Here is a 22585-nt window from a genome sequence, read left to right on the forward strand (position 1 = left end):
GCACGTTCAGTTGAAGCGGACGGGCACTCAGGCCGGCACGCCGACCGTTTCCTTCAGCACTTCCTCGAGGATCACGAGCGCTTCGTCGAACACGGCCTGCGGGATCGTCAGCGGGAACAGGAAGCGCACGACGTTCGAGTACACGCCGCACACGAGCAGCAGCAGCCCGCGCTCGAGCGCACGCGCCTGCACGCGCTTCGTGAATTCCGCGTCCGGCTCGCCCGAACCCGGCTTCAGGAACTCGACCGCGATCATCGCGCCCGGGCCGCGCACGTCGGCGATCTGCGGCACGTCGGCCTGCAGCGAATTCAGCTTCGCCTTCAGCACGTCGCCGAGCTGCGTCGCGCGTTCGCACAGCTTCTCTTCGTCGATGATCTCGAGCACCGCGTGCGCCGAAGCGACGGCCAGCGGGTTGCCCGCGTACGTGCCGCCGAGGCCGCCGGGGGCTGCCGCGTCCATCACGTCGGCACGGCCGACGACGCCCGACAGCGGCATGCCGCCCGCGAGGCTCTTCGCCATCGTGATCAGGTCGGCCAGCACGTCGTAGTGCTGCATCGCGAACAGCTTGCCGGTACGCGCGAAGCCCGTCTGGACTTCGTCGGCGATCAGCAGGATGCCGTGCTCGTTACAGATCTTGCGCAGCGCGCGCACGAACTCGGCCGGCGCCGGGTTGAAGCCGCCTTCGCCCTGGACCGGTTCGAAGATGATCGCGGCGACGCGCTTCGGATCGATGTCGGCCTTGAACAGCATCTCGATCGCCTTGATCGAGTCGGCCGTCGTCACGCCGTGCAGCGCGTTCGGGTACGGTGCGTGGAACACGTCGCCCGGGAACGGACCGAAGTTCAGCTTGTACGGGGCGACCTTGCCGGTCAGCGCCATGCCCATCATCGTGCGGCCGTGGAAGCCGCCCGAGAACGCGATGACGCCCGGACGGCCGGTCGCCGCGCGCGCGATCTTGATCGCGTTTTCGACGGCTTCGGCGCCGGTCGTGAAGAACGCGGTCTTCTTCGGGAAGTCGCCCGGTGCGCGCGCGTTGATCTTTTCGGCCAGCTCGACGTACGACGCGTACGGGACGATCTGGTAAGCGGTGTGCGTGAAGCTGTTCAGCTGATCCGCGATCGCCTTGACGATCTTCGGGTGGCGGTGGCCCGTGTTCAGCACCGCGATGCCGGCGGCGAAATCGATGAAGCGGCGGCCTTCGACATCCCACAGCTCCGCGTTTTCGGCGCGGGCTGCGTAGAAATCGCACATCACGCCGACGCCGCGCGGGGTGGCGGCGTTCTTGCGGGCCTGCAGGTCGGCATTCTTCACGGTCATCTCCTTGATGTTCTGTCCGGTGGGATAAAAAACGGCCGCGTTGGCAGCCCATGGAGGCGACTATAATCACATTTGGCTCTGGCAATCAGAGCCATTTCAATAAATATTCAGGAGCCAATCATGCGCGCAAGCGTGTTGTCGGACTGGCTGGCGCAGCGCCTCGTGCGCGGCGGCGAACAGCCGATCTACCGGCAGCTGCACCGGCTGCTGCAGCAGGCGATCCTGTCGCGCGAACTGCCGGCCGGCACGCGCGTGCCGTCGTCGCGGCTGCTCGCGGCCGAGCTGGGGATCGCCCGCAACACGGTTACGCAGGTTTACGAACAGCTTGCGCTCGAAGGCTATGTGAACTCGGCGACGGGGCGCGGCACCTTCGTCGCCGACAGCGCGCCGGACGAGATCGTCGGCGCGCCGGCTGACGCGGGTGCCGGGCCGGCGGTGGCGCCTTCTTCCGCGCGCCGGCTGTCCTCGCGCGGCACGCGGCTCGTCGAAGGCGCGGGCGTGTCGAAGCGCCAGGGCGGCGCGTTCATGCCGGGCGTGCCCGATGTGTCGCGCTTTCCGGCGCGCGTGTGGACGCGGCTGCACAACAAGTATTGGCGGCGCCTACGCCCGGACCTGCTGACCTACGCGCCGGGCGGCGGGCTCGCGCTGTTGCGCGAGGCGCTGGCCGACTACCTGCGCACGTCGCGCTCGGTGCGCTGCACGCCCGAGCAGATCGTGATCACGACCGGGATCCACCAGTCGATCGACCTCGCGGTGCGGCTGCTGACCGATCCGGGCGATGCGATCTGGACCGAGGATCCGTGCTACTGGGGCGTGCGCAGCGTGCTGAACGTGTCGGGGCTCACCACGCGGCCGATTCCGGTCGACGAAGAAGGGATCGCGCCGTCGGCCGCCGATCTCGCCGAGCCGCCGAAGCTGATGCTCGTCACGCCGTCGCACCAGTATCCGCTCGGGATGGTGATGAGCCTCGCGCGGCGCCGGATGCTGCTCGAATACGCGCGCCAGCACGGCTGCTGGATCATCGAGGACGACTACGACAGCGAATTCCGTTACGGCAGCCGCCCGCTCGCGTCGCTGCAGGGGCTCGATACGGCCGGGCAGGTGATCTACGTCGGCAGCTTCGGCAAGACGCTGTTCCCGGGGCTGCGGGTCGGGTATCTCGTCGCGCCGGAGCCGCTCGCGGAGAGCTTCGCGACCGCGAGCGCCGAGCTGTATCGCGAAGGTCAGCTGCTGCAGCAGGCGGTGCTCGCGGAGTTCATCGCGGAAGGGCACTTCGTGTCGCATATCCGCAAGATGCGCACGCTGTACGGGCAGCGCCGCGAGGTGCTGCTCGACGCGGTCGCGCGCCGCTACGGCGACACGCTTCAGGCGCTCGGCAGCGACGCGGGACTGCATCTCGTCACGCGGCTGCCGGACGGTGTCGACGATCGCGCGGTCGCGCAGGCCGCGCTCGAACGCAACATCGTCGTGCGGCCGTTGTCCGGTTATTACGCGCAGCGCGAACGTGCGGCATCGGGCTTGCTGCTCGGTTATGCGTGCGTGCCGGAGGACGAGATCGCGACGGCGTTCGCGACGCTGGCCGAGGCGATCGACGAGCGGGCGTTCGACCAGGTCGTCGCGACGGTCTGACGAGAACGGGACGGCGGCATGCGCGTGTTGCGGGGCGGGGCGTCGGCAGATTGGCCAATGAGTGTCTCCGCCGTACCGGCCCGTCGTTTCCGCACGTCAAAGCCGAATCAACGCCGCGCCCGCGACCACCAGCACGCACGCGGCGAGCCGCTGCGCGCCTGGCCGCTCGCGCATCACGAACCAGCCGATCGCGACCGCGAAGATCGAGCTCGTCTCGCGCAGCGCCGACACCGTCGCGACCGGCAGGTGCCGGTACGCGAGGATCACGATCGCATACGCGGCGAGCGAGATCGTGCCGGCGATCGCGCCCTGCGTGAGCGCGGTGCGCGAGCCGAGCACCGCGCGCGGGCCGCCGCGCAGCACGCAGACGAGCACGAGCTGCGGCACGCTCCACAGCAGGTACACCCATGCGATGTAGCCGAGCGCGCTGCCGGACACGCGCGAGCCGATCCCGTCGCAGATCGAATACGCGGCGATGAACACGCCCGTGAGCAGCGCGTACGGCACGCCTTCGCCGGAGAACCGGAAGCCGCGCCGCAGCGCGAGCGACATGATGCCGAACGACACGAGCGAGATGCCCGCGAAGCCGAACGGCGTCGGCCGCTCGTGCAGCATCGTGAGCGCCAGCACCGACACGAGCAGCGGCGAGATCCCGCGCGCGATCGGATAGATTTGCCCGAACTCGCCGTTGCGGTACGCACGCGCCAGCGTGAAGCAGTACGCGACCTCGAGCACCGCCGACGCCGCGACATACGGCCAGGCGGCGGGCGCCGGCGCGGGCAGCAGCACGGCGCCTGCGATGCCGAACGCGAGATACGGCAGCGACATCGTGCCGAGCTGGACGAGCCGGTCTTCGCTGACGTGGAGGAAGGCATTCCAGATCGCGTGCAGCAACGCGGAGCACAGCACGAGGCCGATGAACAGGTGATCCATGAACGAAGGTGCGGACGGGAGGGGGAGCGGCAAGCGCCGTCAATTATGTGGGTATCCGGCGCGCTCGCGCGGAATTGTCGATAATGGAGCGTTGTTATTCACCGGATGCCGACGATGACCGAAGCCACCCTCACCCCGCCCGCTGTTCCGCGCCTCACGAGCCTGTCCCACGGCGGCGGCTGCGGCTGCAAGATCGCGCCGGGCGTGCTGTCCGAACTGCTGAAGCGGGCCACGCCGCCAGCGCTGTTCCCGGACCTGCTGGTCGGCACCGAGACCTCCGACGACGCAGCCGTCTACCGGCTGAACGACGAACAGGCGATCGTCGCGACCACGGACTTCTTCATGCCGATCGTCGACGACCCGTTCGACTTCGGCCGCATCGCGGCCACCAACGCGCTGTCCGACGTCTACGCGATGGGCGGCAAGCCGATTCTCGCGCTCGCGCTGGTCGGGATGCCGATCAACGTGCTGCCGCACGAGACGATCGCAGCCGTGCTGCGCGGCGGCGAATCGGTGTGCGCGGATGCCGGTATTCCGGTCGCGGGCGGCCACTCGATCGATTCGGTCGAGCCGATCTACGGGCTCGCGGCGATCGGTGTCGTGCATCCGTCGCGCGTGAAGCGCAACGCGGCCGCGCGCGCGGGCGACGTGCTCGTGCTCGGCAAGCCGCTCGGCGTCGGCGTGCTGTCGGCCGCGCTGAAGAAGAACCAGCTCGACGACGCGGGCTACGCCCAGATGGTTGCGACGACCACCAAGCTGAACCGGCCGGGCGCCGAACTCGCCGCGCTGCCGGGCGTGCATGCGCTGACCGACGTCACGGGCTTCGGGCTGCTCGGCCACACACTCGAACTGGCGCGCGGCGCGCACCTCACCGCGCGCGTGCATTACGCGTCGCTGCCGTGGCTGGCGGGCGTCGAGGCGTTCGTCGCCGACGGCGTGTTCACCGGCGCATCGGGCCGCAACTGGGCCGCGTATGGCGCCGACGTGCGGCTCGCCGACGGGCTGCCGCCGGTCGCGCAGGCGCTGCTGACCGACCCGCAGACGTCCGGCGGCCTGCTGGTCGCGTGCGCGCCGGACGCGGTCGACGACGTGCTCGCGTGCTTCCGCGCCGACGGTTTCGACCGCGCGGCGGTGATCGGCGAGATGGTGGACGGCCCCGCGCGCGTCGACGTCGCCTGACGCGTTTCCTCACTGCGGATCGCTTTCGGTCGCTAGAATCGAGACCTTCCCTCGAAGGCATCGACGACCGATGAACGATTTCCTGTTCGGGCTGACGATCGCGCTGTCGGTCGGGCCTGTCGCGCTGATGATCGCGAACCACGGGATGCGCGCCGGCATCGCGAGCGGCGTTCGCGCGGCGGTCGGCGTGGCGTCGGCCGACGGCTGCTATGCGCTCGTCGCGTTCACGATCGGGGCGTTGCTCGCGAGCACGCTCGCGTCGTACCTGCTGCTGTTTCGCGTCGTCGGCGCGCTCGTGTTGCTCGCAATGGGCGCACGCATGCTGTGGCAGGCGTTGAAGGATCGGCGCCGCACGCTGGATGGCGCCACCCCGCCGCCGGGCACGCGCCCGTTCACGTCGATGTTCCTCGTCACGCTCGCGAATCCGCTGACCATCCTGCTGTTCTATGGCTATGCCACTGCCGCGGCCGGCGCGCATCGGCACTGGCTGCTCGGCGCCATGTGCGTGTTTGCCGGCAGTCTCGTCGGACAACTCGTGTTCGCGTTCGGCGGCAGCGCGATCGGGCGCATCGTGAAGTCGCCGCGATGGCTCGTGGCGAGCCATGTACTGGCGGCGCTGGTCGTGCTCGGTTATGGCGTCGCGGGGATGCTACGCGTTTATCTTTAGCGAATCGGGTGCCGTCGTCCGTCACGATCGGTAGCGGCAATGTCTCGTCGCTCAATCGAATGGCATTCCTGATTTTTTGTCGGATATCGTTCGAACCACGCGCTCAAGAACCGCGTGACCAAACACCGCAGCCCGTTTCGTAGCCGGGTTCCTCCTCGCGCACGCGCGTTCTATACTCCCTCGCGCAGTCTCCGAGAGCCGTTCTCACCCAACATCCCCGAAACAAGGAACGCCGATGCTGACTCGCTCCATCCTTTCCGCCGCTGCATTCTCGCTTGCCGCCTGTGCGACCGCGCCGTCGATCGCGCAGGACAACCAGGGCAACGACGCGGGCAACGCTGCATTCGCCGAGACCGGTGCACAGGGCCGCCCGGTCAAGGTCATGATCATCACGATGTTCGGTCCGGAAGGCCAGGCATGGCTCGACCGGCTCGGCCCGTGGCGCGACATCACCGTGCCCGGCCTGTCGCCCGACTATCCGGCCGTTCACTGCAACAAGCAGGACGTGTGCGTGGTGACGACCGGCATGGGCTATGCGAACGCCTCCGCGACGATCATGGCGCTCACGTTCTCGCAGCGCTTCGACCTGCGCCGCACGTACTTCCTCGTGTCGGGCATCGCGGGCGTCGACCCCGTGCAAGGCACGGTCGGTTCCGCCGCATGGTCGAAATATCTGGTCGACTTCAGCCTGCAGTGGGAACTCGATGCGCGCGAGATTCCGGCCGGCTGGAACACCGGCTTTCTCGGCATCAATACCAAGAGCCCGAACGACAAGCCGCCGCTCGACTATCGCACCGAAGTATTCCAGCTCAACCCGCAGCTGACGGACGCCGCCTATGCGCTGTCGCGCAACGTCGTGCTTGCCGACAGCGCGCAGGCCCAGGCCGCGCGCGCGAAGTTCACGTATGCGCCGGCGAACCGGCCGCCGACGGTGATCCAGTGCGACACCTCATCGGGCAATACGTGGTTCTCGGGCACGCTGATCGGCGAGCGCGCGCGTCAGTGGACGAAGATCCTCACCGACGGCAAGGGCACCTACTGCATGACCGCGCAGGAAGACAACGCGACGTACGAAGCGCTCAAGCGCGCGGCGAGCGTGAAGCGGGTCGACCTGTCGCGCGTCGCGGTGCTGCGCACAGGCTCCGATTTCGACCGGCCGTATGCGGGGCAGACGAGCGCGGACAACCTGCTGAACTACGCGGACCAGGGCGGCTTCGCGCCGGCGACCGAAAACCTGTATCGCGCCGGCAACCCGCTCGTGCAGGACATCGTTACGCACTGGGGCGAATGGCGCGACGGTGTGCCGCGCCGTTGACGGCCGGACGCTGTCGACGGGACGTCGGCGCGACGGTCAATGCGATTGCGGCGTGGAACGGAACGGCGTCCACACCGGCGTGGTGTCGTCCCAATGATCGAGCGGCGAAGGAAGTTGATCGTTCATCACAGACTCCTGCAACTAACTGACTAATCGAGTGTTCGACGGCGGTATCGCGACGCCGCGCGGCGGCTCATCCGCTGCGCGGCGTTGCACGTTGACCGACGTTTAGCGGCCCCCGCCTGCGAGCTGGTTGCTTTCCGGCATCGGGCGATACGGGCCTTCCGCGAGTTCAAGCCCTTGCGGATACGAATTCGCCTTGCGCAGCCAGGCCAGCGTGCCGTCGCGGCGAGCCTGCACGACTTCGGCGCTGACTTCTGCGCGCGTGCGCGGGCCGTTGTCGTGCTGCGTGTACCACGACGTGTTGCCGTAGTCGCCGGCGTGCGGGGTGTTCGTATCGGCGAAGGCCGGTGCGGACACGGCGAGTGCGAGGGCAACGGCGGAGAGAAGATGGCGGCGGTTCATGACGTAACTCCTGTGTTGGTCGGAGTTGGCGCCTGAGCGCTCGCTCCGGCCCCGTCAAACGGGGCTGTTCGATGCGCATCGAGGTGCGCGACAGGGTTTACTCTAGGTATCTGTTCGGACGCGATAAATGCGGCAGACGCGAATTGATTTGTCGTGTTCGAGGAACAATCGTGATTCGCAATGTCGTCAGGGCGATGCCGAAATCGCCCGAAGCCGCCTGCAGCGGGCCTCGCGGCGGTATGCCGCCGCTCGCGCGATGACGTGCGCGGACGATTGCCGCACGCGGCGCAAAGGTGTGATGCGGATTCGGAAAAGGCGAGGTGCGCGGCGAGGAAGGTGGCACGAAGGTGACGCCGAAGCGGCACGAAGGCGGGACGGCGCGCGGGCCGGACAGCCCGCGCGCCGCGGTTCAGGCGATTACGCGACCCACTCGTTGATGACCGGCGTGTCGAGCGCCGGTGCACGCTCGGCTTCCTCGAACGTGCGTTTGCTGCACGTCGCGTCGAGGCTGCCCTTGCCGCTCAGCAGCGGGCAGCGGTCGAACACTTCGGCGATCCAGTCGACGAACACGCGCACCTTCGGCGACAGGTGCCGGCTGTGCGGATACACGACCGAGATCGGCATCGGCAGCGGTTTCAGGCCGGGCAGCACTTCCTTGAGCCGGCCGTCGCGTAGGTGCGGCAGCACCATGAACAACGGCGGCTGGATCAGGCCGAAGCCTTCGAGCCCGCAGGTCACGTATGCATCGGCGTCGTTGACCGACACGATCGAGTTCATCTTGACCTCGACTTCCTTGCCGTCCGTGAGGAAGGTCCAGTCGATCGTGCGGCCCGTGCGGCTCGAGAAGTAGTTGACGGCCCTGTGGTCGCTCAGGTCCTCGATCGCTTGCGGCTCGCCGTGCTTCTCGAGATACGCGGGCGACGCCACCGACACGCATTCGAACAGGCCGACGCGGCGCGCGACGAGCGACGAGTCCTGCAGCGCACCGACGCGGATCACGCAGTCGACGCCTTCCTGCAGCAGGTCGACTGGCCGGTCGGACAGGCCGAGCTGCAGGTCGATGTCCGGATAGCGCGTGTGGAATTCGCACAACGACGGGATCACGAGCAGCCGCCCGATCGAGCCCGGCATGTCGATACGCAACTTTCCGTGCGGCTTCCGGTTGTTGTTCTGGAAGCTTGCTTCGGTTTCCTCGACGTCGGCGAGGATCCGCACGCAGCGTTCGTAGTATGCGGCGCCGTCAGGCGTCAGCGACAGCCGGCGCGTGGTCCGGTGCATCAGGCGCACGCCGAGGAATGCTTCGAGATTCTGGATGATCGTCGTGACGGACGCCCGCGGCAGGCTGAGCGTTTCTGCTGCCTTGGTGAAGCTGCTCGTATCGACGACGCGCGTAAACACCTGCATGGCCTGAAGCCGGTCCATCACAACCTCCGCAATCTAATTTGCCGCCGGAACAACAAGGCTGCGCCGCTTTGTAGGCGGAGCAGCCTGGGATTGTTCGGGGGTGTTGAATTGTGTTGCCGGATTATAGGCATTTATCCCGATGTCTGCCGGACCCAGAATTCGTTCCATCTCGAAATGGATGCTGCATCGTCATGGACGCTTCTGAATTCAGCAAATTCCTGAAAGCCGCATTGCCTGCCGAAGCCAGAGCCGGCGCGGCATTGACGGTCGCTGAGGTGGAAATCCCCGGCTACGCGCAGGACATCGTTCTGCGCCTCTACCGCCGCCCGGACAAGACCGGGCTGCCAGTAGTGCTTTATTTCCACGGCGGCGGTTTCGTGCGCGGCACGCTCGACGACGCCGACTTCGCCGCGCGCTTTTTAGCAGAACGCTTACCAGCTCTCGTAGTGTCGGTCGATTATTCGCTCGCGCCGGCCTTTCCTTTTCCGGCCGCGCCGGAGGATGCGTATCGCGCCGCCGTATGGGCCGCGACGCGCGCCCGTGCGTTCGGCGGCAATCCGAAGAAGATCGGCGTCGCGGGGCACGACGCGGGCGGCCAGCTCGCGAACTGTCTCGCGTTCATCGCGCGCGATCGCGGTGAAGTGTCGATCGCCGCGCAGGCGCTGTTCGGGCCGATGCTCGACCCGAGCATGACGCGCATCGGCGACGCCGAACGCCTTTCGTCGGACATCACCGCGCGCGAATGCGCGGCCTGTTATCGCGCCTATCTGCCGCAGGCGGCGCAGCGCATGCACCCGTACGCGGCACCGCTCGAATCGGTGCGCCTTGCGGGCCTGCCGCCCACGCTCGTCGTCACCGCGCAGAACGACGTGCTGCACGTCGAAGCGGAGAAATATGCGGGCTGCCTGATTTCATCGGGCGTGCTCACGCAGGTGATCCGCTACCCGGACGTCACGCACGCGGCGCTCGCGATGCACGAAGCCGCGCTCGAGGAAGCAGTGCGCTTCTTCCAGTGCCGCTTCCAGGCGCGCCAGCCGAATCGTTCCGAATAACCACACCAATCCACGCTTATTGGAGATCCACATGGCCATCCTACGCACCTCCCGTTCCCGAATCGCGACAGCGGCGATCGTGACGCTCGCCGTCGTCGGCCTCGGCACGTTCGGCGCGATGCGCGTGAACGCGAACGCACCCGAGAAAGCGGCGGCGCCGCTGCCGGAAGTCGACGTCGCGACCGTCGTGCCGCAGACCGTCACTGATTGGCAAAGCTATTCGGGCCGCCTCGAGGCGGTCGAGAAAGTCGACGTGCGCCCGCAGGTGTCGGGCACGATCGTCGCGGTGAACTTCAAGGACGGCGCGCTCGTGAAGAAGGGCGACGTGCTGTTCGTGATCGACCCGCGCCCGTATCAGGCCGAAACCGACCGCGCGGCCGCGCAGCTCGCCGCCGCGCAGGCCCGCAACGGCTACGCGCAGAGCGACTGGCAGCGCGCGCAGCGGCTGATCGGCGACAACGCGATCGCGAAGCGCGACTACGACGAGAAGCAGAACGCTGCGCGCGAGGCGAGTGCGAACCTGAAGGCCGCCGAAGCCGCGCTGGAAACGGCGCGCATCAACCTTGGCTATACGCGCATCACCGCACCTGTGTCGGGCCGCGTGTCGCGCGCGGAAATCACGCTCGGCAACGTCGTGTCGGCCGGTGCATCGGCCGCGCCGCTGACGACGCTGGTGTCGGTGTCGCCGATCTACGCATCGTTCGACGCGGACGAGCAGACCTACCTGCAATACATCAACGGCGCGCGTAACGGCCGCAAGGTGCCGGTCGAGCTCGGCCTCGCGAATGAAACCGGCTACTCGCGCAGCGGCGAGATCGACTCGGTCGACAACCGGCTCGACACGTCGTCCGGCACGATCCGCGTGCGCGCGCGTTTCGACAACGCGGACGGCGCGCTCGTCCCGGGCCTCTACGCACGCGTGAAGGTGGGCGGCAGCGCGCCGCACCAGGCACTGCTCGTCGACGACGCGGCGATCAACACCGACCAGGACAAGAAGTTCGTGTTCGTCGTCGACCAGCAGGGCCGCGTGTCGTATCGCGAAGTGCAGCAGGGCCTGCAGCACGGCAACCGGCGCGTGATCGTGAGCGGCCTGTCCGCCGGCGACCGCGTGATCGTGAACGGTACGCAGCGCGTGCGGCCGGGCGAGCAGGTGAAACCGCACATGGTCCCGATGACGGGCGGCGATGCACCGTCCGCGCCGCTCGCGGATAACGCGAAGCCGGCCGCACCGGCGAAGGCGGAATCGTAAGCGGCCCGCCGCTACGGTTTCCGCGTTCAACCAGACAGAGCCACACATGAACATTTCCAAATTCTTTATCGACCGGCCGATCTTTGCAGGAGTCCTATCGGTGATCATCCTGCTCGGCGGGGTGATCGCGATGTTCCTGCTGCCGATTTCGGAATATCCGGAAGTCGTGCCGCCTTCCGTGATCGTGAAGGCGCAGTACCCCGGCGCCAACCCGAAAGTGATCGCCGAGACGGTCGCGTCGCCGCTCGAGGAGCAGATCAACGGCGTCGAGGACATGCTCTACATGCAGTCGCAGGCGAACAGCGACGGCAACATGACGATCACCGTCACGTTCAAGCTGGGCACCGATCCGGACAAGGCCACGCAGCTCGTGCAGAACCGCGTGAACCAGGCGCTGCCGCGCCTGCCGGAAGACGTGCAGCGGCTCGGCATCACGACGGTGAAGAGCTCGCCGACGCTGACGATGGTGGTCCACCTGATCTCGCCGGACAACCGCTACGACATGACCTACCTGCGCAACTACGCGCTGATCAACGTGAAGGATCGCCTGTCGCGGATCCAGGGCGTCGGTCAGGTGCAGCTGTGGGGCTCGGGCGACTACGCGATGCGCGTGTGGCTCGATCCGCAGAAGGTCGCGCAGCGCGGGCTGTCCGCCGAGGACGTCGTGCAGGCGATCCGCGAGCAGAACGTGCAGGTCGCGGCCGGCGTGATCGGCGCGTCGCCGTCGCTGCCCGGCACGCCGCTGCAGCTGTCGGTGAACGCGCGCGGCCGTCTGCAGACGGAAGACGAGTTCGGCGACATCGTCGTGAAGACGACGCCGGACGGCGGCGTCACGCACCTGCGCGATATTGCACGCATCGAACTGGATGCGTCCGAGTACGGGCTTCGCTCGCTGCTCGACAACAAGCCGGCCGTCGCGATGGCGATCAACCAGTCGCCGGGCGCGAACTCGCTGCAGATCTCCGACGAAGTGCGCAAGACGATGGCCGAGCTGAAGCAGGACATGCCGGCCGGCGTCGACTACAAGATCGTCTATGACCCGACGCAGTTCGTGCGCTCGTCGATCAAGGCCGTGGTGCACACGCTGCTCGAAGCGATCGCGCTGGTCGTGCTCGTCGTGATCGTGTTCCTGCAGACCTGGCGCGCATCGCTCATTCCGCTGATCGCGGTGCCGGTGTCGATCATCGGCACGTTCTCGCTGCTGCTCGGTTTCGGTTATTCGATCAACGCGCTGTCGCTGTTCGGGATGGTGCTCGCGATCGGTATCGTGGTCGACGATGCGATCGTGGTCGTCGAGAACGTCGAGCGCAACATCGAAAGCGGGATGAACGCGCGGCAGGCGACCTACAAGGCGATGCAGGAAGTGAGCGGGCCGATCATCGCGATCGCGCTGACGCTCGTCGCCGTGTTCGTGCCGCTCGCGTTCATGTCGGGCCTGACCGGCCAGTTCTACAAGCAGTTCGCGATGACGATCGCGATCTCGACGGTGATCTCGGCGTTCAACTCGCTGACGCTGTCGCCGGCGCTGTCCGCGATCCTGCTGAAGGGCCATGGCGACAAGGAGGACTGGCTCACGCGCGTGATGAACCGCGTGCTCGGCGGTTTCTTCAAGCGCTTCAACAAGGTGTTCCATCGCGGCGCGGAGAACTACGGCCGCGGCGTGCGCGGCGTGCTGTCGCGCAAGACGCTGATGCTCGGCGTGTACCTCGTGCTGGTGGGCGCGACCGTGCTCGTGTCGAAGATCGTGCCGGGCGGCTTCGTGCCCGCGCAGGACAAGGAATACCTGATCGCGTTCGCGCAGCTGCCGAACGGCGCGTCGCTCGATCGCACCGAGAAGGTGATCCGCGACATGGGCTCGATCGCGCTGAAGCAGCCGGGCGTCGAGAGCGCGGTCGCGTTCCCGGGGCTGTCGGTGAACGGCTTCACCAACAGTTCGAGCGCGGGCATCGTGTTCGTCACGCTCAAGCCGTTCTCGGAGCGGCACGGCAAGGCGCTGTCGGCCGGTGCGATCGCCGGTGCGCTGAACCAGCAGTACGGTGCGATCAAGGACTCGTTCGTCGCGGTGTTCCCGCCGCCGCCGGTGCTGGGCCTCGGTACGCTCGGCGGGTTCAAGATGCAGATCGAGGATCGCGGCGCGGTCGGCTACGCGAAGCTGTCGGATGCGACCAACGACTTCATCAAGCGCGCGCAGCAGGCGCCTGAACTCGGCCCGTTGTTCACGAGCTACCAGATCAACGTGCCGCAGCTCAACGTCGATCTCGACCGCGTGAAGGCGAAGCAGCTCGGCGTGCCGGTCACCGACGTGTTCAACACGATGCAGGTGTATCTCGGCTCGCTGTACGTGAACGACTTCAACCGCTTCGGGCGTGTGTACCAGGTGCGCGTGCAGGCCGATGCGCCGTTCCGCCAGCGCGCGGACGATATCCTGCAGTTGAAGACGCGTAACGACCGTGGCGAGATGGTGCCGCTGTCGTCGCTCGTCACGGTGACGCCGACGTTCGGCCCGGAAATGGTCGTGCGCTACAACGGCTACACGGCGGCCGACATCAACGGCGGCCCGGCGCCGGGCTTCTCGTCGGGTCAGGCGCAGGCCGCGATCGAGCGCATCGCGCATGAAACGCTGCCGCGTGGCGTGCGGTTCGAGTGGACCGACCTCACGTACCAGCAGATTCTTGCCGGCGATTCGGCGATGTATGTGTTCCCGATCAGCGTGCTGCTCGTGTTCCTCGTGCTCGCCGCACTGTATGAAAGCCTGACGCTGCCGCTCGCGGTGATCCTGATCGTGCCGATGAGCATTCTGTCGGCGCTGACGGGCGTGTGGCTCACGCAGGGCGACAACAACATCTTCACGCAGATCGGCTTGATGGTGCTGGTGGGGTTGTCGGCGAAGAACGCGATCCTGATCGTCGAATTCGCACGCGAACTGGAGCATGACGGCAGGACGCCGCTCGAGGCCGCGATCGAGGCCAGCCGGCTGCGGCTGCGCCCGATCCTGATGACGTCGATCGCGTTCATCATGGGCGTCGTGCCGCTCGTCATGTCGACGGGCGCGGGCTCCGAGATGCGGCATGCGATGGGTGTCGCGGTGTTCTTCGGGATGCTCGGCGTGACGCTGTTCGGGCTGATGCTGACGCCGGTGTTCTACGTCGTGCTGCGCACGCTCGCGGGCGGCAAGATCCACGTCGCGGGCAAGGACTCGGCCGGTTACGGCGTGACGGCCCCGGGCGTGCCGGCATCGGATGCTTGAGGAAAACAAGATGGACAACATGCACAACACGAATGGCCTGATGCGCTTCGCGAAGGTGGCGGCCGCGAGCACCCTGCTCGCGACGCTGCTCGCCGCGTGCGCGGTGGGGCCCGACTACAAGCGCCCGGACGTGTCGACGCCCGCGGCGTTCAAGGAAGCGCCGACGCTCGCGGCCGGCGAACAGGCCGGCACGTGGAAGACCGCCGAACCGGCGGACGGCGAGCATCGCGGCGAATGGTGGAAGGTGTTCGGCGATCCGGTGCTCGACTCGCTCGAGTCGCAGGCGCTCGCCGCGAACCAGAACCTGAAGGCCGCGGCGGCGCGAGTCGAGGAAGCGCGCGCGGCGACCCGCACCGCGCGCTCGCAGTGGTTCCCGCAGGTCGGCGCCGGGTTCGGGCCGACGCGGGAAGGGCTGTCGTCGGCGTCGCAGTTCCAGCCGCAGGGCACGGGCCCGGCCAACGCGACGCTGTGGCGCGCGCAGGGCACGGTGTCGTACGAGGCCGACCTGTTCGGCCGCGTGAGCCGCAACGTCGAGGCGTCGCGTGCCGACCAGGCGCAGAGCGAAGCGCTGTTCCGTTCGGTGCAGCTCGCGCTGCAGGCGGACGTCGCGCAGAACTACTTCGAACTGCGCCAGCTCGACGCGGATCAGGACCTGTACCGCCGCACGGTCGAACTGCGCGACCAGGCGTTGAAGCTCGTGCAGCGCCGCTTCAACGAAGGCGACATCAGCGAGCTCGACGTGTCGCGCGCGAAGAACGAACTGGCGAGCGCGCAGGCCGATGCGGTCGGCGTCGCGCGCCGGCGCGCGGCGTCCGAGCATGCGCTTGCGATCCTGCTCGGCAAGGCGCCTGCGGACTTCGCGTTCAAGGAGACGCCGATCGTGCCGGTCGCGGTGAAGGTCCCCGCGGGCCTGCCGTCCGCGCTGCTCGAACGCCGCCCGGACGTGTCGGCTGCGGAACGCGCGATGGCGGCCGCGAACGCGCGGATCGGCCTCGCGAAATCGGCGTATTTCCCGAAGCTCGATATCACGGGCGCGTTCGGCTATGAAGCGTCGACGCTCGGCAACCTGTTCCTGTGGTCGAGCCGCACGTTCCTGCTCGGGCCGTTCGCCGGCACCGCGCTGACGCTGCCGCTGTTCGACGGCGGGCGCCGTGCGGCCGGCGTGCAGCAGGCGCGCGCGCAGTATGACGAGCAGGTCGCGAACTACCGGCAGCAGGTGCTCGTCGCGTTCCGCGAGGTCGAGGACAATCTCGCCGATCTGCGTCTGCTCGACGACCAGATTCGTGCGCAGGATGCGGCCGTCAATGCGTCGCGTCGTGCGGCGACACTGTCGCGTACGCAGTATCAGGAAGGCGAGGTCGCGTATCTCGACGTGATCGACAGCGAGCGGTCGGTGCTGCAGTCGCAATTGCAGGCGAACCAGCTGACCGGTGCGCAGGCCGTGTCGACCGTCAACCTGATCCGCGCGCTCGGCGGCGGGTGGGGCGCGGCGCCGACGGCGGTCGGCGATGCGGCGACGGCCAAGCAGGAAGTCGCCGTGCGTTGAGGCGTCGGTGCGCGTGGCGGTTCGCCATGCGTCACCGAAACCGGTGTTTGGTCGACGATCGAAAAAAACGATCCGTGGCGACGCGGATCGGTCGATCAACGGGGCAACGGCGATACGTTGACTGCAACTAACGGTCGAGCCGCCGCGCGTTGACCCTCGGCGCGGCGATGATTCGCCGCACCGTTCAGCTGCGACTGTCTTCAGCCCGCAACGCCCGCACCAGTTCGCTGGCCGCCTTGCCGAGCCCCGTGTGCTTCGGCCGGCGCAGGTACACGGGCAGCCGCAGCCCGTTGCGGATGTTCGCGAACACGAGCGGCGCCAGTTCGCCGTCGGCGACATACCGGCCGATCACCGAGTCGGGCAGGTTCGCCCAGCCGTGCCCAGCTTTCACGAGCGCGATCGCGGTGGCCATGTCCGTCACCTTCCACGTGCGGTTGCCGATCACGGGGCGCACGTCGGTGAGCGGACGTTCCGGGTCCGCGATCACGATCTGCCGGAACCCCGACAGCCGCTCGATCGCCCCGGGATGCGCGGCTTCGGCGATCGTCGGATGACCGGGCGCGGCGACGGCGATCAGCGTTTCGGTCCACAGCGCGTGGATCTGTTCCTGCGGATGAAGATCGAGCCCGCCGTACGCGACGCAGAGATCGACCGCGCCGCGATGCAATGCGTCGACGATCGCGTCCTGCGGCGCGGTGACGATGCTGATCGCGAGCGCCGGATATTTCGCGGCGACGGCGGTCAGTGCGCGCGCAACGGGCGCGCCGTCGAGCTCCGCCGCGAGGCCGAGCCGCAGCGTGTCCTCGACGCCTTCCGACAGATGCTGCGCATGCGCGCGCAATGCCTGCAACCGTTCGGCGATCGACCGCGCATCGGGCAGCAGCGCGGCCATCGCGGCCGTCGGCGTCGGCTCGCGCGTGCCGCGGTCGAACAGCACGAGGTCCAGCTCGGCCTCGAGGTTCGCGATCGCCATGCTGACCGCCGACGGTGTGCGGCCGAGCGCGCGCGCGGCCGCCGAGAACGAGCCCTTGTCGATGACCGTCAGCAGCATGTCGATATGGTCGCTGGTCAGCATCGGCGGCCTCCTGTCAGAAAAATTGAAAGGACCTGACTTTTGCGGGCGAAGTGCCCGCTGTAGTCTCGCCACCTCGTTCGACAGGAAGGTGGTGGGTCATGCAAGGATGGAAGAGACGCATAGTCTACGTCGTGATGTTCGAGGTGCTCGGCATCCTCGTCGCGTCGTCGGTGCTCGGCATGCTGAGCGGCGCGAGCGCGACGACGAGCGGCCTGCTCGGCGTGATGATCTCGACGACGGGCGTCATCGTCAATTTTCTGTACAACCTGGGATTCGAGGCGTGGGAGCGGCGGCGTGCGGAAACGACGCGCACCGTCGCGCGGCGCGTCGTGCATGCGATCGGTTTTCAGGTCGCGCTGGTGACGTTCCTGATCCCGCTGATCGCGTGGTGGCTCGACGTGTCGCTGCTGCAGGCGTTCCTGTACGACGCGGTGCTGATCGTGTTCTTCCCGATCTTCACGTTCGCGTACAACTGGTCGTTCGACAGCGTGTTCGGGTTGCCTGATGCGGTGACGCGCAAGCCCGAACCGATCATGTGACGCCGAGGCGGACGAAGCGATGCGATGCAGGCAGTCCGCATCGCATCGCTTCGAATGAGAAAGGGGAGCCGCGGGCGGCGCGCATGCCGCCCACGAGCGTTACGCGGCGACGAACTCGTGCACGTAACGGTTGAACACCGCGGGGCTCGCCGCGTTCATCCCGTGCGACGCACCGGCGACGGTCTGCCGTTGCGCAGCGCCGATCCACTGCGACAGCGTGTCGACGTTGTTGCGGAACATCTTCGGGCTGCGCTGGCCGTCGATCAGCAGCGTGCGGCACGCGATGTCCGACGCCGTGTGCTGCGAATACGCGGGCAGCGGATCCTGAAGCTGCTTCGGCAGCGTGCTCGCGTTGTCGATCGCCATCGTGCGAAAGCGCGACGTGCTCTTCTTCCATGCGCCGGGCAGGCTGACCGAATCGACGAACATCTCGAGGCCGGCTTCGACTTCGCCTTGCCCGATCAGGTTCACGGCCTTCGTGCGCAGTGCGATCGCGGCGGCCGGCAGCGCGGCTTCGCGCACGCCCGGCTGCTGCAGCGGGCCGCCCGGATCGGCGAGCGTGAGTGTGTCGACGAGCTGCGGATGCTGGCGGGCGACGTTGAACGCGACGCTGCCGCCTCGCGAGTGGCCGACGAGATGCACGGGGCCGAGGTCGAGTGCGTCGATGAATTCGGCGAGCTCGTCGACGTGGTTCTGCCAGCTGAAGTCATCCTGGATGCCCGCTTCGACGGCCGGCCAGTAGTGGCTGAGGCTCGGCGCGATGCAGCGGTAGTGGGCCGACAGCGACGCGAGTTGCGGATCCCAGTAACGGTAGTCGCACAACGATCCGTGCACGAACACCATCGGCGCGCCGCTCCCCCGCTCGACATACGGCAGGCTGATGCCCGACGAAAGCGTCGCAAATTGCAGGTCGGGGTTCGCGAGCACCGACGGCTCGATTCGCATGTTCATGACTGAAAACTCAATGGGTGCGTCATCACGTCGCAACTATGCCTCACGGCAAGCTGCAAGGAAAACGCATAATTTTCATCGTCACGATCAATTTTATTGATGGCAGGGCTGAAAACCCTTGTCGCAGCTTGGGGATGTGTCGGACCTTTCAATCGTATGACGATTGGTTGCGCGGCTGAAAGCACATGCCGACGCCTGCGCACGCGTGCATCGGAACGGGAAAAAGCGGGGGAAGGGCCGCCGAATGCGGCCCGCGCATTACCGCACCGCCAGCGCGGGCGCGGTCTGAAGCTCGACGGGAAGATCGTTGTCGGCGGCGAACTGCATCGCGAAGTCGAACGCGTCGGCGCATACGTCGCGCAATTCGTCCGACACGAACAGGCATTTGACGCCGCCGTCGACGATCGGCATCGCGAGCCGCGACAGCGCGCAGGGATAGCCGGGCCGCCGCTCGCCGACGAACAGCGTGATGACGCCCGCGAGCCGTTCGGGCCAGTCGCTCGGGCGGAAGGTCTTCTGCGCGCGCGTGACGCCGCGGATCAGGTGGCCGCGGGTTTGGCCAATGAGGCGGCCGTGTTCGGTGATGTCGATGCGATCCATGCCGGTGTGCATATCCTCGTTCGCGTCACTCGCCGCCGTCGGCAGCCGCGTCGCCGCGCGCGGGAATCCGCAGGTTGCGCAGCTTGTGATAAAGCGTCTTCTTCGGCATGCCGAGCGCGACGCTTGCGTCCGCCACGTTGCCGTGGTGACGCTGCAGCGCGTCCTCGATCAGCATCCGCTCGAAATACGCCATCTGCTCGGCAAGCGTGCCGCCTGCCGCCGGTTCGCCGCCGGACGACAGCAGGCTGTCGCCGGTCAGCCCGAGCACGAAGCGATCGGCCACGTTCTGCAGTTCTCGCACGTTGCCGGGCCACCCGTGCGTCATCAGTTCGGACACCTGCGCAGCGGTGACGACCGGCGCCGGCTGCCCGAAGCGCCGCGCGGCCGCGAGCACGAAATGCTCGAACAGCAGCGGCACGTCCTCGCGCCGCTCGCGCAGCGGCGGCAGCTCGATCTGCGCGACGTTGAGCCGATACAGCAAGTCCGCGCGGAAGCGCCCGTCGGCCGCGAGTTCGGCGAGATCGGCCTTCGACGCGGCGACGACGCGGCAATCGACCGGAATCAGTTCGTTCGCGCCGAGCCGCTCGACCACGCGCTCCTGCAGCACGCGCAGCATCTTGATCTGCAGCGGAATCGGCATCGTCTCGATCTCGTCGAGGAACAGCGTGCCGCCGTGCGCCCATTCGATCTTGCCGATGCGCTTCTTGATCGCGCCGGTGAACGCGCCGGCCTCGTGGCCGAACAGCTCGCTCTCGAACACCTGCTCGGGCAGGCCGCCGCAATTCAGCGCAACGAAATGCGCATCGCGCCGGCCGCCGAAGTCGTGCAGGCTGCGCGCGATCAGCTCCTTGCCGGTGCCTGTCTCGCCGGTGATCAGCACCGAAACCGACGTATCGGCGAGGCGCAGGATCTTCTTGCGCACGTCGGCCATCGCGGGCGACTTGCCGAGCACGAACGCCTCGATGCCCTGCCAGTTGTTGAGCGCCGCGCGCAGCCCCTGCACCTCGAGCGTGAGCCTGCGCTTCTCGACCGCGCGCGCGACGCGGCCGGCGATCACGTCCGACGAGAACGGCTTCTCGATGAAGTCGTATGCGCCGTCCTGCATCGCGCCGACGGCCGTCGAAATGTCGGCGTGGCCGCTGATCAGCACGACCGGAATCTGCGTATCGACGGCCATCACGCGTTCGAGCAGCTGCAGCCCGTCGATGCCCGGCATCCGCACGTCCGACACGATCACGACGGGTGCGCCGGGCGCGACGTGCGCGAGTGCGTCGGCCGCCGACGCGAATGCGTCGACCGGGAACCCGGCGAGCGCGACGGCCTGCTCGACGCCGATCCGGACGTTTTCATCGTCCTCGACGACCAGCACGCGAATCTCATCTTCCATGCTCTGTCCTTTGTTGCGGCGTGACCGCCGCGAATTCGATGGTGAACTGCGCGCCGCCGCCGTCGCGGTTCGTCGCGGCGATCTTCGCGCCGAACGCCTCGACGATGCGCGACGTGATCGCGAGGCCGAGGCCGAGGCCCTGGCCGCGCGGCTTGGTGGTGACGAACGGCTCAAACAGGTGCGGCAGCACCTCGGGCGCGATGCCGGCGCCGCTGTCGGCGACCGTGAAGCGCACGCGGCCGCCTTCGTCCGCATCGTCCGCATCGTCGGCTTTGGCGGCTTCGATCACGATGCGCCGCACGGGCGCGTCATGCACCGCGTCGAGCGCGTTGCCGAGCAGGTTCACGATCACCTGCTGCAACTGGCTCGACTCCGCGGACACCGTCGTGCCAGGCGCGATGTTCACCTCGAGCTGCACGCCTTCGTCGCGGATCCGCGCATCGTAGATGAGCCGCGCGTGCGCGACGGCTTCGTTCAGCGACACGGCGACACGCTCGACGTCGGGCTTGCGCGCGAAGGTCTTCAGCTCGCCGGTGAGCACGGCCATGCTGTCGACCAGCTTGCCAACCCGTTCGAGATTGGCGTACGCCGGTGCCGGCTGGCCGCGCTCGAAGAACGTGCGCGCGTTGTCGCACAGCGTGCGGATCGCGACGAGCGGCTGGTTCAGCTCGTGCGTGAGGCCGGCGGCCATCTGCCCGAGCACCGCGAGCTTGCCGGCGTGCACGACTTCCTGCTGCGAATCGCGCAGCCGCTGCTCGGTGCGTTCGCGTTCCACGATCTCGCGCTGCATCCGCTCGTTCGCGGCCGTCAGCGCGGCCGTGCGCTGCGCGACGGTCAGTTCGAGCTGGTCGTTCGCGCGGCGCAGCGCGTCCTGCGCGTTCAACCGCGCGACGATCGCCCGGCGGCGCTGGATCGCGTAGCCGACCAGCAGCGCGGCGATCAGGAACGCGCCGGTGACGAACACGAACGCGGTCTGCTGCTGGCGCCGCGCGCCGGCGATGTCGAGCAGCACCATCAGCGAATCGCCGGCCTGCGGCGCGGGCCGCGACATCACGAGATAGCGTGTGCTGCGGCCGGTGTGACGCGGATCGGGGAACGTGCCGAACCAGGCGGCGGCGCTGCGGTCGCCGATGTGGCGGTACGGCAGCACGTCGACCGTGCGCCCCGCGTATTGCCGCGACGCCTGGATGTCGCGCTGCTGCTGCGCGGTGATCGGACGCAGCGCGGTGAACTTCCACGCCGGCTCGGTCGAGATCACGACCACGCCGTTGCCGTCGACCACCATCGCGGCGACGCCCGGCGCGCGCCACGCGGACTCGAGCGGGTCGACGCTGATCTTCACGGCCGTCGCGCCGATCGGCACGCCGTCGTCGCGCACCGCGCTCGCGAAGTAGACGCCGGGCACGCCGGTGTTGGTGCCGATTCCGAAGAAGCGGCCGCTGCCGTGTGCCAGGGCATCCTTGAAGTACGGCCGGTACGACACGTTGGTACCGACGAAGCTGATCGTCTCGTTCCAGTTGCTGGCGGCGATCACTTCGCCCTGCAAGTCGATCACGTCGACGGCACCGCTGCCCGCGTCGCGGTTCACGGCTTCGAGATACGTGTTCACGGTGTGCGTGAGCGCGGGCCGGTCTCGCGGCGCGGCCCGCAGCAGCGCGCGCACGCCGTCCTGACGGGCGACCAGGCCGGGCAGGATCTCGAAGCGGCCGAGTTCGCTCTTCAGGCTCGATGCATACAGGTCGAGCCGATGCGCGCCGGTTTCCTCGAGCGCGTCGATCGCGCGTTCCCACGCGAAATCGACGGCCGCGCCCGCCACGCCGACATACAGCACGGCGGCCGACGCCCAGCCCCACCACGGGATTCCCTTGAAGCTCTTCTGCACGTTCGCCCTCATCGAAGCCCGCAACCGGTCGTCCGCGACCGGTCGTCCGCAACCGGCCGTCCGCAACCGGCCGTCCGCAACCGGCCGT

Annotated in this window: 18 protein-coding genes; 9 read left to right on the plus strand and 9 right to left on the minus strand. The window is 67.7% G+C overall.

All coding sequences use genetic code 11. From position 1 onward, the window contains the following. Positions 1–27: 27 nt before the first annotated feature. Positions 28–1311: a 4-aminobutyrate--2-oxoglutarate transaminase gene (locus DIE08_RS28875; RefSeq protein WP_124624267.1), complete on the minus strand. Its 1284-nt coding sequence runs from the start codon at positions 1309–1311 to the stop codon at positions 28–30. A gap of 126 nt (positions 1312–1437) precedes the next feature. Between DIE08_RS28875 and DIE08_RS28880 the strand changes: the two genes are divergently transcribed. Then, the gene (locus DIE08_RS28880; protein ID WP_124624265.1) at positions 1438–2946 is read left to right on the plus strand and encodes a PLP-dependent aminotransferase family protein; all 1509 of its coding nucleotides are present in this window, start codon (positions 1438–1440) and stop codon (positions 2944–2946) included. A 96-nt stretch (positions 2947–3042) separates the two neighbouring features. Here DIE08_RS28880 and DIE08_RS28885 read toward each other — a convergent pair whose 3' ends face one another. Continuing rightward, positions 3043–3879, minus strand: a complete 837-nt coding sequence (locus DIE08_RS28885; protein ID WP_124904977.1) for a DMT family transporter — start codon at positions 3877–3879, stop codon at positions 3043–3045. 114 nt (positions 3880–3993) lie between these two features. Between DIE08_RS28885 and selD the strand changes: the two genes are divergently transcribed. The 3 genes from selD to DIE08_RS28900 all read left to right on the plus strand — a co-directional run bounded on the left by selD (position 3994) and on the right by DIE08_RS28900 (position 7040). Continuing rightward, complete coding sequence (selD, locus tag DIE08_RS28890) at positions 3994–5058, plus strand: selenide, water dikinase SelD (protein ID WP_082729556.1); 1065 nt, start codon at positions 3994–3996, stop codon at positions 5056–5058. 70 nt (positions 5059–5128) lie between these two features. Continuing rightward, positions 5129–5725, plus strand: coding sequence for a LysE family translocator (locus tag DIE08_RS28895; RefSeq protein ID WP_124904979.1), 597 nt, complete (start codon positions 5129–5131; stop codon positions 5723–5725). 235 nt (positions 5726–5960) lie between these two features. After that, positions 5961–7040: a purine nucleoside permease gene (locus DIE08_RS28900; RefSeq protein ID WP_124904981.1), complete on the plus strand. Its 1080-nt coding sequence runs from the start codon at positions 5961–5963 to the stop codon at positions 7038–7040. Between the two features lie 228 nt (positions 7041–7268). Here the strand turns inward: DIE08_RS28900 and DIE08_RS28905 are convergent, their stop codons facing one another. Together DIE08_RS28905 and ceoR are read right to left on the minus strand one after the other, a co-directional pair. Further along, entirely contained in the window at positions 7269–7565 is a 297-nt protein-coding gene (locus DIE08_RS28905; protein WP_124904983.1) for a DUF4148 domain-containing protein, read from the minus strand. Between the two features lie 417 nt (positions 7566–7982). Next, positions 7983–8987, minus strand: a complete 1005-nt coding sequence (gene ceoR, locus DIE08_RS28910; protein WP_124624250.1) for a putative multidrug efflux transcriptional regulator CeoR — start codon at positions 8985–8987, stop codon at positions 7983–7985. A gap of 173 nt (positions 8988–9160) precedes the next feature. Here ceoR and DIE08_RS28915 point away from each other — a divergent pair, with 173 nt between their 5' ends. From DIE08_RS28915 to opcM, 4 genes are read left to right on the plus strand one after another with little or no spacing between them, the layout of a single operon-like run. After that, positions 9161–10021, plus strand: a complete 861-nt coding sequence (locus tag DIE08_RS28915) for an alpha/beta hydrolase (RefSeq protein ID WP_059599086.1) — start codon at positions 9161–9163, stop codon at positions 10019–10021. A 31-nt stretch (positions 10022–10052) separates the two neighbouring features. After that, positions 10053–11270, plus strand: a complete 1218-nt coding sequence (gene ceoA / locus DIE08_RS28920; protein ID WP_059528484.1) for a multidrug efflux RND transporter periplasmic adaptor subunit CeoA — start codon at positions 10053–10055, stop codon at positions 11268–11270. A gap of 46 nt (positions 11271–11316) precedes the next feature. Beyond that, entirely contained in the window at positions 11317–14517 is a 3201-nt protein-coding gene (ceoB, locus tag DIE08_RS28925) for a multidrug efflux RND transporter permease subunit CeoB (RefSeq protein WP_124624247.1), read from the plus strand. A 10-nt stretch (positions 14518–14527) separates the two neighbouring features. Continuing rightward, positions 14528–16063 carry a multidrug efflux transporter outer membrane subunit OpcM gene (gene opcM / locus DIE08_RS28930; protein WP_124904985.1) on the plus strand — a complete coding sequence of 512 codons (1536 nt, stop codon included), beginning with the start codon at positions 14528–14530 and terminating at the stop codon, positions 16061–16063. Between the two features lie 184 nt (positions 16064–16247). Here the strand turns inward: opcM and DIE08_RS28935 are convergent, their stop codons facing one another. Then, positions 16248–17138, minus strand: a complete 891-nt coding sequence (locus DIE08_RS28935; RefSeq protein ID WP_124904987.1) for a LysR family transcriptional regulator — start codon at positions 17136–17138, stop codon at positions 16248–16250. Positions 17139–17236: 98 nt separating this feature from the next. Between DIE08_RS28935 and DIE08_RS28940 the strand changes: the two genes are divergently transcribed. Beyond that, positions 17237–17677, plus strand: coding sequence for a PACE efflux transporter (locus tag DIE08_RS28940; RefSeq protein WP_124904989.1), 441 nt, complete (start codon positions 17237–17239; stop codon positions 17675–17677). 99 nt (positions 17678–17776) lie between these two features. On the opposite strand, the gene DIE08_RS28945 is transcribed toward DIE08_RS28940, so the two are convergent. From DIE08_RS28945 to DIE08_RS28960, 4 genes are all read right to left on the minus strand, one after another. Next, positions 17777–18628 carry an alpha/beta fold hydrolase gene (locus DIE08_RS28945; RefSeq protein WP_059599090.1) on the minus strand — a complete coding sequence of 284 codons (852 nt, stop codon included), beginning with the start codon at positions 18626–18628 and terminating at the stop codon, positions 17777–17779. Positions 18629–18886: 258 nt separating this feature from the next. After that, complete coding sequence (locus tag DIE08_RS28950) at positions 18887–19228, minus strand: DUF3579 domain-containing protein (protein ID WP_059599091.1); 342 nt, start codon at positions 19226–19228, stop codon at positions 18887–18889. Between the two features lie 25 nt (positions 19229–19253). Next, entirely contained in the window at positions 19254–20615 is a 1362-nt protein-coding gene (locus tag DIE08_RS28955; RefSeq protein ID WP_124904991.1) for a sigma-54 dependent transcriptional regulator, read from the minus strand. After that, on the minus strand, positions 20605–22509 hold the full coding sequence (locus DIE08_RS28960; RefSeq protein ID WP_124904993.1) for an ATP-binding protein: 1905 nt from the start codon (positions 22507–22509) through the stop codon (positions 20605–20607). The genes DIE08_RS28955 and DIE08_RS28960 overlap by 11 nt, the downstream gene beginning before the upstream one ends. Positions 22510–22585: the final 76 nt, after the last annotated feature.

Origin of the sequence: Burkholderia sp. Bp9004 (assembly GCF_003858025.1) — a bacterium.
Classification (GTDB): Bacteria; Pseudomonadota; Gammaproteobacteria; order Burkholderiales; family Burkholderiaceae; genus Burkholderia; species Burkholderia diffusa.